Annotated in this window: 20 protein-coding genes; 11 read left to right on the top strand and 9 right to left on the bottom strand. The window is 54.8% G+C overall.

Annotation, left to right across the window (positions count from 1 at the left end; translation table 11 throughout):
* The first annotated feature begins 842 nt into the window (after positions 1-842).
* Positions 843-1127 carry a hypothetical protein gene (locus BLT66_RS11510; RefSeq protein WP_143029201.1) on the top strand — a complete coding sequence of 95 codons (285 nt, stop codon included), beginning with the start codon at positions 843-845 and terminating at the stop codon, positions 1125-1127.
* A 156-nt stretch (positions 1128-1283) separates the two neighbouring features.
* Here BLT66_RS11510 and BLT66_RS26455 read toward each other — a convergent pair whose 3' ends face one another.
* Positions 1284-1757 (bottom strand): hypothetical protein, encoded by a 474-nt coding sequence (locus BLT66_RS26455; RefSeq protein WP_143029200.1) that lies wholly within the window; start codon positions 1755-1757, stop codon positions 1284-1286.
* Between the two features lie 146 nt (positions 1758-1903).
* Between BLT66_RS26455 and BLT66_RS26450 the strand changes: the two genes are divergently transcribed.
* From BLT66_RS26450 to BLT66_RS11495, 4 genes are all read left to right on the top strand, one after another.
* Complete coding sequence (locus tag BLT66_RS26450; RefSeq protein ID WP_143029199.1) at positions 1904-2242, top strand: hypothetical protein; 339 nt, start codon at positions 1904-1906, stop codon at positions 2240-2242.
* A 57-nt stretch (positions 2243-2299) separates the two neighbouring features.
* Positions 2300-2698 (top strand): DUF6152 family protein, encoded by a 399-nt coding sequence (locus BLT66_RS11505; protein ID WP_092757798.1) that lies wholly within the window; start codon positions 2300-2302, stop codon positions 2696-2698.
* Positions 2699-2704: 6 nt separating this feature from the next.
* The gene (locus tag BLT66_RS11500) at positions 2705-3169 is read left to right on the top strand and encodes a hypothetical protein (protein ID WP_092757797.1); all 465 of its coding nucleotides are present in this window, start codon (positions 2705-2707) and stop codon (positions 3167-3169) included.
* 420 nt (positions 3170-3589) lie between these two features.
* Complete coding sequence (locus BLT66_RS11495; protein WP_092757796.1) at positions 3590-3886, top strand: hypothetical protein; 297 nt, start codon at positions 3590-3592, stop codon at positions 3884-3886.
* Between the two features lie 305 nt (positions 3887-4191).
* Here BLT66_RS11495 and BLT66_RS11490 read toward each other — a convergent pair whose 3' ends face one another.
* From BLT66_RS11490 to BLT66_RS11470, 4 genes are all read right to left on the bottom strand, one after another.
* The gene (locus tag BLT66_RS11490) at positions 4192-4521 is read right to left on the bottom strand and encodes a hypothetical protein (protein ID WP_092757795.1); all 330 of its coding nucleotides are present in this window, start codon (positions 4519-4521) and stop codon (positions 4192-4194) included.
* A gap of 350 nt (positions 4522-4871) precedes the next feature.
* Positions 4872-5240 (bottom strand): DUF1428 domain-containing protein, encoded by a 369-nt coding sequence (locus BLT66_RS11485; protein ID WP_092757794.1) that lies wholly within the window; start codon positions 5238-5240, stop codon positions 4872-4874.
* Between the two features lie 626 nt (positions 5241-5866).
* Positions 5867-6070, bottom strand: coding sequence for a hypothetical protein (locus tag BLT66_RS11480; protein ID WP_143029198.1), 204 nt, complete (start codon positions 6068-6070; stop codon positions 5867-5869).
* A gap of 421 nt (positions 6071-6491) precedes the next feature.
* Positions 6492-7475, bottom strand: coding sequence for a LacI family DNA-binding transcriptional regulator (locus tag BLT66_RS11470; protein WP_092757791.1), 984 nt, complete (start codon positions 7473-7475; stop codon positions 6492-6494).
* 348 nt (positions 7476-7823) lie between these two features.
* On the opposite strand from BLT66_RS11470, the gene BLT66_RS11465 reads away from it, so the two are divergent.
* The 5 genes from BLT66_RS11465 (at position 7824) to BLT66_RS27460 (ending at position 12886) form a co-directional block, all read left to right on the top strand.
* Positions 7824-8648 carry an ATP-binding cassette domain-containing protein gene (locus BLT66_RS11465; RefSeq protein ID WP_092757790.1) on the top strand — a complete coding sequence of 275 codons (825 nt, stop codon included), beginning with the start codon at positions 7824-7826 and terminating at the stop codon, positions 8646-8648.
* The gene (locus BLT66_RS11460; protein ID WP_092757789.1) at positions 8645-9679 is read left to right on the top strand and encodes an ABC transporter permease; all 1035 of its coding nucleotides are present in this window, start codon (positions 8645-8647) and stop codon (positions 9677-9679) included. The genes BLT66_RS11465 and BLT66_RS11460 overlap by 4 nt, the downstream gene beginning before the upstream one ends.
* Complete coding sequence (locus BLT66_RS11455; RefSeq protein WP_218922594.1) at positions 9657-10748, top strand: ABC transporter substrate-binding protein; 1092 nt, start codon at positions 9657-9659, stop codon at positions 10746-10748. The genes BLT66_RS11460 and BLT66_RS11455 overlap by 23 nt, the downstream gene beginning before the upstream one ends.
* Before the next feature lie 196 nt (positions 10749-10944).
* The gene (locus BLT66_RS11450; protein ID WP_218922593.1) at positions 10945-12288 is read left to right on the top strand and encodes a glycoside hydrolase family 125 protein; all 1344 of its coding nucleotides are present in this window, start codon (positions 10945-10947) and stop codon (positions 12286-12288) included.
* Positions 12289-12676: 388 nt separating this feature from the next.
* Positions 12677-12886: a MarR family transcriptional regulator gene (locus tag BLT66_RS27460; RefSeq protein WP_369821593.1), complete on the top strand. Its 210-nt coding sequence runs from the start codon at positions 12677-12679 to the stop codon at positions 12884-12886.
* Here BLT66_RS27460 and BLT66_RS26785 read toward each other — a convergent pair.
* The 3 genes from BLT66_RS26785 to BLT66_RS11445 all read right to left on the bottom strand — a co-directional run bounded on the left by BLT66_RS26785 (position 12832) and on the right by BLT66_RS11445 (position 14574).
* Complete coding sequence (locus tag BLT66_RS26785) at positions 12832-12972, bottom strand: hypothetical protein (RefSeq protein ID WP_176955034.1); 141 nt, start codon at positions 12970-12972, stop codon at positions 12832-12834. The genes BLT66_RS27460 and BLT66_RS26785 overlap by 55 nt on opposite strands.
* The gene (locus BLT66_RS26445) at positions 12969-13628 is read right to left on the bottom strand and encodes a hypothetical protein (protein WP_143029197.1); all 660 of its coding nucleotides are present in this window, start codon (positions 13626-13628) and stop codon (positions 12969-12971) included. Before BLT66_RS26445 ends, BLT66_RS26785 begins: the two co-directional genes overlap by 4 nt.
* Positions 13629-13971: 343 nt before the next feature.
* Positions 13972-14574, bottom strand: coding sequence for a hypothetical protein (locus BLT66_RS11445; protein ID WP_143029196.1), 603 nt, complete (start codon positions 14572-14574; stop codon positions 13972-13974).
* Between the two features lie 188 nt (positions 14575-14762).
* On the opposite strand from BLT66_RS11445, the gene BLT66_RS11440 reads away from it, so the two are divergent.
* Positions 14763-15065: a tyrosine-type recombinase/integrase gene (locus tag BLT66_RS11440; protein ID WP_092757785.1), complete on the top strand. Its 303-nt coding sequence runs from the start codon at positions 14763-14765 to the stop codon at positions 15063-15065.
* 108 nt (positions 15066-15173) lie between these two features.
* On the opposite strand, the gene BLT66_RS26440 is transcribed toward BLT66_RS11440, so the two are convergent.
* The gene (locus tag BLT66_RS26440) at positions 15174-15698 is read right to left on the bottom strand and encodes a hypothetical protein (protein WP_143029195.1); all 525 of its coding nucleotides are present in this window, start codon (positions 15696-15698) and stop codon (positions 15174-15176) included.
* Positions 15699-15812: the final 114 nt, after the last annotated feature.

Raw genomic sequence — 15812 nt, 5'->3', positions numbered from 1 at the left:
TTACCGAGTTCTGTAAGCGGTGGTGATCCTCTCGTAGGCTGGCCTGCCTTCCTTCAGCCGGGCTTTTTCGAAGCTCTGTACGGCATCGCATTGCTGTTTTGCCAACTGGTACTGGTAGTTGGTTGCCTCCGGCGTGGGCATGGGTCTCGCATCAGCTTGGGTATTCGCAGGGAGCGAACTCGCCTCTGGAGAGTTAGCCTGCGGCGGTGGGGTTGAAAAAAAAGAAGTCGGCGAAACATAGCAAATGCACAAAACGCCGGCACTCGTGAGTATCGATCGTGGGTCCATCGTCGGGCCTCCTTTGGCGTGCCACGGATCGGCAATTTCACCAATGACGCGTCGAACTGGGTGTAGGACGAACACCAAGGGGCTTGTAGGCATTAAAACCATTTGCCTAGCCGCCTCAGAGGCAGGCGTTCCCTGCGAGTGCCGAGATGTAGACGAGCGACCTCACTTAGGGTGGAATACTGACCATCAGAACAACCAACCCGAAGTGGTCACATGTTTATGGACCGTGACACAGCTACATCTCTTCGAGCGCCCATAGCACACGCAGGTCGCGGGCGTGGCAGCGGGCGGCAGCGTCAACTTTCGAAAAGCCGTAAAACTTGAGCATGGTGACGTTCCTTCGTTGAGCTGCCTTGCTGCGAAAAGTACCGCCATCTCAATGCCGATACGCCACGCCCCTTGCACCCTAAACCGTGCACGTGCACCGGCTAAGCCAGCAAACCGGCTGGAGGAAAAAGAAGGCAACAGCACTTACAAAACGTGGCATACAAAGCTGGAGTTTTCACACCCAGATTTCATAGCATAGAGGCGCAAGAACAAGAGAGGGAATCGCCATGAAAACCACGCGCTTTCGTGATCTGTTGGTCCATTTGGTGCCACGAAAAGTGGATGAACACACATGGCGCCCTGGGGCGGTCATTGAGGACCCGGCGAACAAGGAAGTCTCCTATGTCTCGGTCGATGTGGAAGTGAAGAGCGAAGACCATGCAAACCTGACGATGCTATTGGAAGCTCATGCACGCATCCAAACCGATACATGGCGAAACCTCCCCTCGAATCTGGAGCACACAGAGACAACCGCGAAGTTGCGCTCCACCGTCGCCAGCCCACACAAGTAGGGGCGACACGCCACCATGTCTCGATGGTATTAAGGTGGATGGAGAAGGAAGCAGCTCTTTCTATGTGCAGTGAACACCAGAGTTGGCAGCTATGCCTTGTCTGATCGTTGCCTTTGGGAATTCGACATGGCCCAGCTTGGCAACTCTCATGCCAAGCTAGACCCTCGTGTGTCGGCGTTTGCTCTTCCAGCGGTAGAGCAACACACCGCCCAAGGCCATGGCCAGACCTGGCCAAGCGTTGTTCCAGCCCTCGCTGCGGGCCGGCACACGCGGTGATGTAGTGTCTACGCCAGAGTCTGGCACCTTCGGACCAAGCGGCCCAATGCTTGGGCCCCCAAGATCATCGATATTGGAGCCGGGATTTATAACATCCGGCACAGGTCTCTCGAAAGGTGGGCCGCCAAGGTCGTCAATCCCTGGACGGTCAAGATCGTCGCTATTCGACGGAGTCACAACATCCAGTATCGGTTTTTCGATGCTCGGGCCGCCAGGGTCATCGATATCCGAGCCAGGATTTCTCACATCCGGGATCGGTTTCTCGATGTTGGGATCGGGATGTCCGTGGGCTGACGGCTCTTTTTTTCCCAAAACAGGGCTAGCTTCATATCCGGGCTGATAGTCTGTGTTCACGTTGTCTCCTCCTTACTGGAAAAGCGTTTCGTCAGCCCACTCGTCGATGCGGATTTCAGCGGCACACGGCCCTGGATGCGAACTTCTTGAGCCTCTGGGCAAAAGCATAAAATTTAGCCGCGCAATGGACTGACTGATCGCGGCCCATGATGGCAAAAAAAGAGACTTCAAAGCTAGAGGTGGCACGAAACATTGCGTTAAAAGTGATAGTTTCAAAGGAACAACTTGGTGCAGCGCGCACGTCATGGCAAGCTGCATCCGACTCGTTGCATATTGAAGAGTGCGCTTTAGATGCAATCAATGACGGTCACGACGCTTTGGTAAATTTGTTACAAAAAAACGGCTTGATGCGGGATCAAGCCGAAGTAAATTTCAAACATCTTGTAGGAGCGCAACGAGAGTTACTTGCGGTTCAGTATGCTGCGGCAAACAAACTATCGCTTCAGTTTCTCAATCTTTTGCATGCATACGAACACCCACCGTAGCGCGTCCTTGTGCCACTCTGACAGAGGACATGGTTTTTGTAGACGACAGGAGTTGATATGAAAGCTCTTTGCATTTCCAAGTTTGGGCGGCTTGCACAAGTACTGAGCTTGGCCACACTGACGCTGGTCGCTGCCGACGCTTTCGCCCACCACGGCTGGGCCTGGGCCGAAGGTGATCAAATGACGCTGCAAGGCACCATAGAGTCGATTTCCATGGCGCCGCCTCACCCCATCTTGAAAGTGAAATCCGCAGAAGGCGGCACTTGGCAAGTTGATCTGGGAAATCCGTCGCAGACTGAGCGCTCCGGATTCAAGGGCGGCACGGCAAAGGCAGGCGATGCAATCACGGTTCTCGGAAACCGGGCCACGGACAAGAAATCCCTGCATATGAAGGCCGTGCGCATTACCTTGGACGGTAAGCATTACGACATGTATCCGGAGCGCATCAAAGATTGATGCTTTGTGCTTGATTTGATTGCGATTTGGCCGGGCTCTCTTTGGCTACAAAGCTCGGGCACGGCTTACATGTTTGTCAATGCAGCCCATATCTTGGGCATTGCACTTCTTGTGGGTAGCATCATCCCGTTGGACGTGTTGCTCGCAAGAAATGTCTCCGGTGGCGAACTGCAAATCCTTGCCCGCATCTTGCCTGGGGTTGCACGGTGGGGGCTGATCTTGGCAGCCTTGACCGGGCTGTGGCTTTTTACAGTCCGCCCCTACGACTACGTGAGCAACCCGGCGTTCCTCTTCAAGCTTGCAATCCTTGCTTTGGCTATTGCAAACATCGTTTGGCAGCATGCAAGCGTAGATTGGGTTCAAGTCCTCCGAGGAAGTGCCCCAACCCACAGGGTCCGACTACGCGCGATAGCGTCTATCTTTCTTTGGTTGTCAGCCTTGCTGGCAGGTCGATGGATCGGGTTTCTTTAACTGGAACTTCAGACCTGGACATTGGGATTTTCAATGCCGCGGCTCAACTGAGTCGGTAGCCGACGGTTTGAGCCCGGCGCCTTGCCGTCGTCGTTGATGGTGACAAGAGGGCTTATCACGTTCGCAATCCTGGGCACTCTAGTTTGAAGTAGAAGATCAGTGCATTTACCGGCCAGGGTTATGGCCTTTGTCATGTCGGGGCTCGGGCCATGTTTAGCGCTACGCGCTGTAACAAATTACCCCTTGCGGAGATGGGGAGCTACGTCCAGAGGCACATAATGAAGAACAACGAGGGATTGCCAGTTCGCGCAAACCGTCATCAAATTCTGACGGTCTGGAAGTTGCAAAAGCAGCTGCATTGCGCCCCTTGCAATCCTGCATTGATCTATTTCGAGTTGTCGTGACTCGGTGGAGTCGGTTATGGTCTCTAAGGAAGACGTGAATGCTGCACGCATTTCCTGGCAATTTGCTTGCGGTACGTTGAAGTTTGAACAGCAAGCCTTAGAAATTTTGCTGCAACGGCGCACCGAATTGACAGCTTCTGTGTGCCGACTGGGATTTACCGACCATCAGGCTGATGCTGAGTTTTTCAGGCTTCTACAGGCCCAGAGCAGCACCCTAGTAGCTGAGTCCAATGCCTTGAACCGCCGAAGCCATGATTTTCGTGAGATTTTGGAGGCATATACGGATCAATTCCTGCAGAAATTTGTAATTTGATTTCTGGGCACAAGAATCGCTTTGTGGTGGTTGATTTAGTGGGTGACCGCCATCGACCAAGAGCGGCAACAAAGGAGGCGTATTAAATACATTCCTTGGTCTATGTTGGCCTCGTTCGTCGTCGGGCTAGCCTTGGTCTTTGTGGGACTTACAGCAGCAGGACGGGTGGTCCTTTTTGTTGCGGGTGTCATCCAGCTGGTCTATTCAGCACTGACAGGCAAAAAGACGAACGCAAGCACTCGTTGACGTCTACTCTCGGCCACGACCAGACTTCTGATCCCACCGGTGCCGGTGAGCATAGGTCGTTATTCGAGCGGCATCGGCTGCGTTGCAGTCGCTTCCTCCATCGTCAAGCCACTGCCCATCGTGGCGAGAATATCTCCCGCAAGTCTCGCGAAGGCTCGCCTGTATAGAAGAACTTCGAATTCTGTTTGACTCGGGCTACTCCCCTGATAGCCTCTGAACCGAATGCGCTCGTTGTTCAATCCTTCCTCAATGACGGCGAGGGTGAACTCTCGCTGTATAGGGGACTGGGTGGCAAGCTGAATTCGGATGAAGTTTGTAAGCCAATCGAGGACGTCGCGATGTGCGAGCGTCCGCATAGCCAGGTCGAGCTGCGAGTCACTTTGGACCACGATATAACTCCTACCGCCGTGTTTCAGGCAATCGCGTCAGCGGACGTGCGAAAGTTTGTCTTTTGGCCTATGGATGCGTCCGGAATAACCAATGGCCTATGCCTCTCCTGGGCAAATAATTCTATTGCGCAACTGTAAATCGCGCCACATGCCGGTAAGCATGCCGGCTCACTTCGAAGAACGCCTTTCGCGCTGTGCTTGTAGTCGACGTCGTAGACAAAAACGACTTCGAAATATGCGCTGTCATCGCCGTCCATGACCACTGCGAGGCCGCCTGCCTGCGGGTCGACAATTTGCGCCAGGCCCGCCGTGACGCGTGGAACGTCAAGGGGCGGCGTCGCCCCCGCCGCTCAAGCCTTCACTTCGACCACTGGCTCGAAGCCGCCAAAGATCATGCGTTTGCCGTCGAAGGGCATGGGCGGGTTGCCGGGTGTGGACGGATCCATGCGCGGGTCTTCCATCATCTTCTTCATGCCGGCGTCGCGCGTGGCCTTGTCCGGCCATTCAATCCAAGAAAAGGCCACCGTCTCCTCGGCCGTCGCCTGGACTGCCCGGCGGAAATCGGTGACTTTGCCGTCGGGGACGTCGTCGCCCCAACCCTCGATCACACGGATTGCGCCCAGCTCGATAAATATCGGGTCGAGCTGGCGCGCGTGCTCAATGAACTTCTGCTTGTTGGCGGTGGGGACCGCGATCACGAAACCATCGATGTAGGACATGTCTTCACTCCTGTTGGGTTGACGAGTCGGCGCGCCCGCATGAGAGCGCCTCGTATCCCATCGACGAATGGCAGGAAGCCAAATCGACTTGACCTGCCCGGCCGGAGGACACGCGCCCTGTAGCGGCCCCGGAGCACCGCCGCTGCGGGGTGCCCGCCGGGTCAGCCACCGCGGCGTCCTCAGTGTAGACCCCTTGGCGCCGCAGGTCACTCTAGAGCAAGCGGGCACTTCCTCTCAACAATGCCCGCTGCTGGCCGATAGGACCCGTCCAGCCAGATCCAGCCTATGACAGCAGCCAGCCTAGAGCGGTCCTACAAGTGAGCCTCTATATGCAAACTCGTGCTTGTTCTACCTCATCTTCCCAGCCTTCGCCTCCCTCGTCTTCGCCAGGAACTCCGACTCCCGCCTTACCACCGGCCGTTCCGTATCCACCGTCCCCCGCTTGATCGCAATCTCCGGACTACACCTGAACTTTGCCTCCCCGCCAGCGCAGCCCATATCGCCGAGACGTCTATGCGCGCCGCTCCCCCAGGACCTAAGCGATCTCCGCAGAATCCCACCCCGCCTGTCGTAGGTCGGTGACGATCACATGCCGCAGCACATAGCTGCTCAGTATCAGAGGTGGCCTATTGCCGTCGACCGAAAACACGAGAAGAGAGTCGCTTGAAATAGATGCTCATCGCGCCACGGGGCGCGGAATACGTCTTCTGCTCACGCCCCAAATCCTGCAGGAACCAGTCCGGAAACCTCTCGGCCGGAATGAGCATCCCTCGCCACTCCTGGCCAGTGGTTTTGCGCAACTTCGCGCCCAGGATCTTGATGGCCACCATGGCGCCGCGCCACCGCACGGTCACCCCTCGCCCCAGTTCCCGCGGCCGCATCCCGCACAACCCTTGCAGCAGGGCTGCATGCCGGTACTTCCTCTATCTAGCCCTCACCCGGAAGTATTTGTCCTGCCAGTCCGCCTCCGCATTCTTCAGCATCTGGCGCTTGGATTTCGGTGCGACCGCCATCGCAGCACTGATCGCACGCGCACTCTCCAAGCTAAAGCCCAGGATGTCCCGCAGAAGCTGTGCTGCCAGGCCGAGTGCCGCCACGCAATCCACCCACACCTGAGTGGCGCGGCCCCTCTTTGCAGCTTGTCCGGCTGCGACAGCAGTTCCGCCACCTTGCCTTGCACCACCCAGACTGCCGCACCGCGCATGGTGTAGAAGCTGTTGGCACTGGCAGCGTAGTCCGCACCTGGGCTCCTCACCCCCCTCGAATAACCACCTCGACCGGAACGTAGCACGTACGAGCGGTAGTTTGTGGGTCTTCCAGGCGGTGGAAAAGCAGTTCAGCCGCCTTGCGGCCCATCTCCACAGCGTTGTACCGAACGACCAATATTGGAATATGCAGCATGTCTGCAAGTTCGAAATCGTCAAAGCTGGCCACAGCCAACCATCGGTTCCATCGTTTCATGGCCCGCAACACCCCCAATGTGATGCGGTTGTTGGTGGTGAACACCGCAGTGGGTGGATCACCAAGCCGAAACAACCTGTCCATAGCGGCCTCCGCTTGGAGTTCGCCGTGATGTCCGGTCATGATCAAGTCGGGCACTTGTTCGATCTGGTGCTGCCGCAGCGCCGCTGCATATCCTGCTATTCGCTCGGCGCCTGTGTACACCTGAGGATATCCATCAATCATTGCAATGCGACGGTGACCCTCCCCGATCAGTGCCGTAACAGCCTGCAGTGCGCCTTCGCGGTTGTCTAGCAGTACGGAGTCCATCTGCGCATGTCCTGGTCGGTCTAGGGCCACCGCTGGCACATCACGCAAAAGTGTAGGACTGAGATACTGGTGATCGCCCACCGCCGGAACAATCATCAATCCATCGATATTGTGTTGCAACAGGGATTCGATCAGCCGCTGCTCGCGGCTTGCGTCCTCCTCCGAACTTGCTGTCAACACGAAATAGCCGCGTTGCTGAGCAACCTCCTCTATACCGCATGCGATGGCCGAATAGAACGGATTGGACATATCGCTAGTGACCAGTCCCAATAGCCCCGATGCCTGACCGGGACGCAGGCTTCGAGCCTGTTCGTTGCGCCGAAATCCCAGCTCTTGTATGGCCTTGCTGACCTTGGCTCCAGTTTCAGGATTGACGCGCGGCTCGTTGTTGACTACCCGTGAGACAGTTTTGATGCTGACCCCTGCCAGTCGGGCCACATCGTGCATGGTGGGACGGTAGTTCATTTTCTTCATTCTAGAGTGGCCCAGCCATCCGGACCGCCGCCCCTAGCCAAATACGAACTACCTCCGATACGCCCTTGAACCGATATCGGATTGTTTCTCCAACCTCGATCCAGGGCTTTGCTTTCCGGGTTCTCACAGACGGGCAAAAGGCATTCATAAATCGCTAAATGGGACTAGGTTGTTGTGCTCTTGACAGCGCACTTTTGCACAATTACAGTCATATGACAACGTTGTCACAAATCAAGAACCGCAGCATCTACTTCTCTCTGATGATTTGGGAAACCCCTTCCCAACCTCAGGACCAGCAGGTGACTACGGCCCAGCCTTATTCATGGTTTAGAGGAGCATATGTCGCAAGCTGTACCCATACTCAGCCCCTTAGCGGGTAGTACACCATCAGGTGTCCCTCCAAGGGGGCAACCACTTCTGGAAACGAGGGGAATTACCAAGCGTTACGGACAGGTCGAGGCACTACGGGGCGCGGATTTCAGTGTCTACCCCGGTGAGGTCGTGGCCCTTCTGGGTGACAACGGCGCAGGAAAAAGCACCCTAGTTAAAGTCATCACGGGCACCATCACGCCAGACGAAGGTGAGGTGTACTTCGAGGGCAAGGCCGTTCAGATGAGGTCGCCGCTGGATGCCCGAGATCTGGGGATCGAAACCGTCTTTCAGGATCTGGCGCTGGTTCCGGACATGGACCCCGCCGGCAATCTGTTCCTGGGGCGTGAAGTTCTGCGGCCTGGCCTGATGGGACGCCTGGGCATGCTAGATCGCAAGGCCATGCATGAGCGCACGGTAGAGGCGTTTGGACGTCTGGGAGTCAAAATTCAGGATACCCAAGCCAAGGTAATCGGGATGTCGGGCGGGCAACGCCAGGGGGTAGCCATAGCCCGTGCCATGGTCTGGGCCAGCAAGATGGTGCTGATGGATGAGCCGACTGCAGCACTCGGCGTGGTACAGGCCCGCAACGTCAATGATCTGATTCTGCGGGTCAAGGATTCTGGCGTCGCGGTAGTGCTGGTGAGTCACAACATGCAGCACGTTTTCGAGGTAGCGGACCGGATCGAAATTCTGCGGCTAGGTAAGCGGGTCGCGCAGTTTCACAAGGCCCAAACCTCAATAGAAGAAGTCGTTCTAGCCATGACAGGACTGGGCGCAGGAGTTGCTGCATGAGCGCCCCTACGTCTTCCCTCCCCCAACCGGTGAACGACACAACTCCGGTGGCGATGCTGCTGCGTCGAATAACCGGGTCACAAGCCATGCTTACAGCTGGCACTTTGGCGGTCGTGATGGTTTTTTTCTCGGTGTTGTTCCCGAGCAAATTCCCGACGCTGTACAACATCCAGACGCTGGCGGTGGACTACTCCGGCATCGTGCTGCTGGGCGTAGGCCTGACCTTCATCATGACCAGCGCACGTTTCGACTTCTCAGTCGGCGCAGTGCTGGTGTTTTCTTGCGTGATGGGTGTCAAGGCGATGGAACTACTCGGAGGCAGCGCTGGCGGCTGGGGCGCGGTACTTCTAGGTTTCACTACTTGCCTTGGAATCGGTTTGCTATCCGGGTTCATCAACGGATTCCTGATCGTTAAGGCCCGCGTACCCAGCATCATTGTCACGCTCGGTACTCTGAGTATCGCCCAGGGCGCAGCCTACGTGCTGACCAGTGGCGTTGACCTGTATGGCGTTCCCAAACCGATGCTGGACGAGATTGGCCAGGGGCGCCTCCTGGGGTTGCCGATTCCCGTGTTGGTGGCGCTGGTCGCTGTCGTGGTCGGAGCTTTCGTTTTGTCCCAGACCCGCTTCGGTCAATACGCTTGTGCCATCGGCTCCAACGCCGAGGCGGCACGTCGGGCAGGCATCAATATCGACCGGGTGGCGATCACGCTCTACCTCATCTCGGGCTGCGGAGCGGGATTGGCCGGATTCATGAGCCTAGCACGCTTCGGCTCGACCACGTTAGCAGCGCATCAGAGCGACAACCTCACAGCGCTGCTGGGCGTGGTTCTTGGGGGAACAAGTCTGTTCGGTGGAACCGGCACAGTGGTTGGAACGGCGGTAGGTGTATTCATTCCCGGCGTTCTTTCCAACGGCCTGGTGATGATGCAGGTACTTCCGTACTGGCAATACATCATCGTCGGCGTAGTGCTGATCGGTGTGGTCTACGTTGATCTGGTCAAAAGACGTGGCCGTAGCGAAGGCGGCTGAGTCCATTCAGATAGAACGAATCCGCACTACCAAATATCTGCTTTCTCCAGAAAACTTTCAAAACTTTCATCGGCCCGTTGCGGCCAACTTAAAAGAGTTCATCATGAAAAAACTACTTTCTCTCAGCCTCGTTTCCCTGCTTCTCGCATCTGTAACCGCTCCAACCTTGGCGCAGACAACCGCTGTAACGCCCAAGTACCGCATCGCCCTGGTTCTGGGAACCACCACAGATAACTTCTATACCTCGATGCAGTGCGGTGCACAAGCAGAGGCCAAGCGATTGGGTGACGTGGAACTCACGGTGCAGGGCGCACCGGCCTGGGATGCGACTCTACAGACCCCAGTAGTGAATGCGGTGGTGGCCAGCAATGTCCAGGCTATCGCTATCGCTGTGAACGACGGACAAGCGCTGTACGCTCCCTTGAAAGCGGCGAACGACAAAGGTATCAAGATCATCGGGGTGGACACCCGCCTGGCCGACTCCAGCTTTGTCGTGACCAACATATCTTCCGACAACCGGGCACTCGGCGAAGAAGCTGCCCGCACCCTTGCAAAACTAATGGGTGAGAAGGGCACAGCGATGGTTCCACCGATCCTCCCCGGCGTAATCACCGTTGCAGATCGCATTCAGGGTTTTCTGGACGAGATAAAAGCCAACCACAAGAATATCAAAGTGGTCTACAAGGGCGCCAGCCAAGACTCGTCGGCATTCAGCGCAGCGTTCGCTGCCAACCCCGACGTTACCGGCATGTTCTTGATTGCCAACACTGAGGCTCTATTGGCCGCTGGCGCGATTCGTCAGCTTCCTGCCGAGCGCCGAGACAAGATTAGCGTAGTCAGCTTCGACGCCTCTCCCGCATTGGTGCAATCGCTGAAAGACAACCAGATCCAGGCCATTGTTGCGCAGAAGCCGGCCGAGATGGGAGCACTAGCGGTTCAGAATGCCCGCAAGGCTTTGATGGGTACCAGCATGCCCAAGAACATCCCCACTGGTGGCGTAGGCCTCACCCGCAGCAACGTGAGCAACCCAGATTTCGCGCAATACATCTACAAAGCCAATTGCAACTGAACTAAAGCCCGCTATCCATGACCGAAGGAGGCCACTCGTGTGGCTCTTCCGGTCATGTTTAGATCGCAGCCTGTTCTATCTGGTAGAGCGCAGGCTGGCCGCACAAAGGTCTCTCGTGAATCCAATAAAACACTCACCTCAGCCTCCTGTTCATCAAACACCCATGCCGGAGCCGCGGCGCGGCCTGACGCATAGCATGCAGGCAACTATTCTGCAGACCACTAGACGGTTGCACACCCATCCGGAATTGGCAAAACTCTTTCAGAATTGCTTCCCCAACACCTTTCAGACCACTCTGGAAGATCTGCAGGATGGTCGAACGTTCGTGGTGACTGGAGACATTCCAGCCATGTGGCTCAGAGATTCATCGGCTCAGGTCAGTCCGTACGTGCATCTTTGCGCTCAAGACCCCGTGCTGGCAAAACTGGTGGCAGGAGTCGTGCGGCAACAGGCTCACCTTATCAGCATCGACCCCTACGCAAACGCATTCAACCGCGAAGAAGGGCATGAATACTCGTTTGATCTGCCGCAGCCCGATCCTTGGGTATGGGAGAGAAAATTCGAACTCGACTCTCTGTGTTTCCCGGTCTGGCTAGCCTGGAGATATGTCCAAGCCACTGGAGACGCATCTGCCCTGGGTGACCTGCGTCCGATGCTGAACACCATTCTGGACACCATGGAAACAGAGCAGCACCATAACGAACGCTCGGACTATACATTTCAGCGCCCCACGGAATACTGTGTGCTACCCAGCGATACCTTGCCCAACGAGGGACGAGGAGCGGTGTGCGCGCCTTGCGGACTGGTGTGGTCCGGCTTTCGGCCCAGCGACGACGCATGCGTCTATCCCTATCTGATTCCGGCCAACATGTTTGCGGTAGTGGCGCTGAGGCACGCCGCGGACCTTGCCCGGAATGTCTACGGGGATGAACGGCTGGCGACGCGTGCAAAGACGCTGGAATCGGGCATTGAGGAGGGGCTGCGCCAGCATGCGGTTGTGGTTCATCCGGAATACGGACCGATCTATACCTATGAAACCGATGGGCTTGGAAACCACCTTTTGATGGACGATGCCAACGTTCCTAGCCTTCTGTCCCTACCTTACCTAGGCTACTGCCGACCCGACGACGAGTTGTACCTGAACACACGGCGCTTCGTTCTAAGCCGTCAGAATCCGCATTACCACGAGGGTAGCTACGCCGCAGGAATCAGCAGCCCGCATACACCCGGACGACGCGTCTGGCCAATTTCGCTGTGCATACAGGCATTAACGGTTCAGCAGACGGCTGAAGGTCGAAAAGAAGCCGCTGAGCTGCTGCAAGTTCTGTCTCAGACTACAGACGGAACCTCAATGATGCATGAAAGTTTCGATCCGGAGAATCCCGCCGCATTCAGCCGACCGTGGTTCGCATGGGCAAACAGTCTGCTCGCCGAGACAGTCTTACATTTTCTGGCGCAGCAAAGTCAGATGTCGGGAGAAGAAACCGAAATCTTGAAAGGAGCTGCGCAAAAAAGTAAGCAACCGGCCAACGCAGGTTGACGGCGAATTCCACCTCGCCCTTCGTTACAGAATGAACTTCCGCGGACAGCGGTGGGCGACAAATGCGTTTCGGTGCGGCAAGCCATCACCGACATCTTTGAATCAAACCATCGCTGCTACCTGCTCCACTTGGGCTTCGCAACAACCAGGCTTTCCTGCTTCATCAGCCGCTGTACCACCCTCTCGTAGATGCCTAGCCCACCACCTTGGGTTCTCTGAGTTACAAAGCCCCAGATTGCCCAAGGTTTTCTTATCATCAATCCATTAATTTGTCATCAATCTTGTCACAAACTTATCAAAGTGATAAGGTTTTGATCTATTCTTGTCATTGTGACGAGATTCAAACCAAAACTCCTCAGCTAAAAAGATTCATTAGACTCCCTACTGCATGACCACCCCCGCACTGTCGCCCCGTCACTATGCGTTGCTGCGCCTGATCATTACCGCGGGGGAAGCTGTACAGCCTGGTGCATTAGAGCAAGTCCTCCAGGTTTCCCGACCCACTATCAACCGGGCCTTGCGAGACCTCCTAGTCTCTGGCTGTTACTGCCAACCTTCAATTGACCAGTTCAGCGCACTTGTGCCAATGCCGAACTGATAGGTCGCATTTTTCAGGAAAGGCGCATCCAGCTTCGTTCTGTAAGGACTCGGGGTGGCCATGAAATTACTGGCGATGTTGGTCATTCTGCAGTTGGCGTCAACAGATCATCTTCATATGGAGCTTGAACAAGAGCGGAACTACATTCAGGACATCTCAAATGCCTCAAAGACTCCTTTACAGTACGATATTTCCAATCAATTTTCAGAATTGATGTATTACAGTCTTTTTGTTCAGCCGCATACACATCGCTCATCGCTAGCAAGGTGCTCCAACAATCGCTACCGATCAGCTCTACTGGGTCTTCATTAAGCTCCGAAACCAAGAAATCTCGGATCAAAAGAAAAGACTTACTAATGACTTCACGCACAGCATCCGGTGATTTAGCAGTGTAGTAATGCTCAAGATCATTTCTCAGGCTATTAATTTCCCTAAATCGAGCCCAATCAACATTCACATTTAAGCTTTTAAAACGCTCCTCAATCGTTGAAACATCTACGGTTTTATTTCCTTTTCCTTTAAAAAGGATATTTTCATCCGCATCCTGAACTGGAAGAATATTCTGCCTAATCAAAAGCTCTTTATCATGAGCAGGCGACAACCGACAAAGCTTCTCTTTATAAAGAAGTAAGAGTCCAGCGAAAATATTTCGCACTGCAGACGCACTTCGACGCTCATCAGGGTCTTCAAAATCGTCAACACCAATTTGTATGGAATCTATGGCATTTTTTAAAATTGTCACAAGAGCGCCCTAGCTATGGAATGCCTCATGCTAACGTCAATTCTGCTGAAATTGATATAACGCCTCAGAGTTCACATGAAATGCCCTATAACTGGGCACCCGCGATGGCGCAGCTTCTTTGCATCCGGCTTGCGATGGGTCCAGTAGGTGTACCACACCGTAGAAATCGATATATCGAATATCTCCGCTAGGAGCTTCGGGCCGAACAAGCCGGTATCCTTCATCGCTACAAGCTCTAGTGCGTCCTCCTTGCTAATGGCCCGAGGACTGCCGCCCCAGGTCGCACCGCGCTGCCTGGCGCAGGTCTAGGTACTTGGCCTTAACCAGTAGCTCTCATCACGACTTACATATGTCGTATAAAAACGGCATGCATCACAAATCCAACAGACATCGCAACTACTGCGACGCTGGCTAACAGAAAAACTACTGAGACGATGACGTCGCTAAGCCAAGAAAAGGCTATGTAAATAACGCCAAGCACAAAATGGAAGCGCGTGTCACCTCCGAAGATGTAGGTCTTTGATATTCGTATAGCTCGAAGTGAGAAATACATTTCTCGCGTGAGCGTCCAAGTCTGGATACAGTTGAGGAGCAGCAAGCATCCAACCAATATCCAGATCGCAATAGCGGCTGATCGAATAAGCCATATGGCATTCCAATTTCCAAGCAAACTCTCTGCGTTGGACCAGACCCATAAACCGAGGATGGCGAACGCTGCACATATGCCATAGTTTCGGAGGTTGTCGAAGAAGAGCTTGAGCGAAAGGTGCTCCTCTGGAATGAGGAACTCCATAAAACTGTTGTCTTTCAGCTTTGTTTTGGGAGAACTGACGTCAGGAACTATTTGGTAGAAACCAAATTTCCACTCATCACTTGGCTTGAGTTCTGAAGCATTGTTCTTAAATTCGGCATGCTCATCTTCCCAGGACTGTCTTGCGCTCTTCAATATATGCTCCACCAACTACAACACACTGTAGGCAACCAATTCTCACATTGATCGAGATAGCTTGGAACGGTCATATTCCAGCACAAGGTGCTATCGCGAGCGGTGAAAGAGCATGCGCGATGAGCCCAGCCGTTCGCACCGACCAGCGCCCGGCCGATGTGCTGATGTGCTGATGTGCTGATGTTGAGATAACCGGGGAGCTGGCGGCCACCATCGCCAGGATCAACGCCCGGCCCTACGAGGCCACCAGCGCCTACCTGATCCAGAACGCAAACGGCCAGCCGCTCACCAAGGATGCGCTGCGCTCACGCTTCGACAAGGCCCGCACGCTGGCCGGGGTAAGTTTTCAGTTTCGGGATATTCGAGCCAAGGCGGCAACCGATACAGGCGACCTGGCGCACTCGCAGAAGTTGCTGGCGCACAAAAATCGGGGGATGACCGAGCACTACGTTAAGACCCGGATGGGGGAAAGAGTGAAACCTCTACGTTGAGCAGGTTGAAATCAAGAACGCAGTGACCGTCAACGACCAAGCACGCTGACATTCAATTTGTCCAGCCTAGATAGTAGACACAAAAGGCAACTGCACCCTGCAAAGCTATCAGTTGGGACGCCCGGGCTTTTCTTTTATTTCGTCGGCGGAGATAGGAAGAATCGGCTTTAACTCCGAACACGTGTCAACTTCACGCATTGTTGCATCCCCAAGTCCTGCAAAATTATTGAGAGTATCAGGCTTTAAAGTTTTCACCTCAACGCAAGAAGTCCTTTCAAACTCCTGCCTGCTAGCCACCCGAAAAATGGAACCACCTTCAGTTGCAATGTCGTAAATTCGATAGTCCTGCGCTATATCGGGTTGCCCTCCACGTAACCCATGCCCGATGAGGGCGCCGAATGCCCCGAACATCAGTTCCGGTTTAAATGAACGCTCTTGCTTGTTCACTACAGAATAATCCGAGATTCGCCCGGTGATAGTTAATGCTTCCGACCGCTCAGCATTTGCGTAGCCGGTGCAGGCGGCCAGAAAACTGAGCGTTAGCAGTTTGATACGCCAGGATGGGAGCGAAATAAGTATGCTTCTGATTTGTTGCATTTTTGGGAAGGTCATTTTTTTAGGAACGGTGGCCACTACCACGCTGCTGGACGAAGACAAAGTTGCATGTCCTAGAAACCCACCTATTAAGCCACTCACCGAGGATGCGCTGCGCTCACGCTTTAACAAGGCCCGCACGCTGGCCGGGGT

It is taken from the genome of Rhodoferax sp. OV413 (assembly GCF_900104385.1).
Classification (GTDB): domain Bacteria; phylum Pseudomonadota; class Gammaproteobacteria; order Burkholderiales; family Burkholderiaceae_C; genus Rhodoferax_B.
The sequence above is the reverse complement of the archived record's forward strand: the minus strand, read 5'-3'. Positions and strand labels throughout refer to the sequence as shown.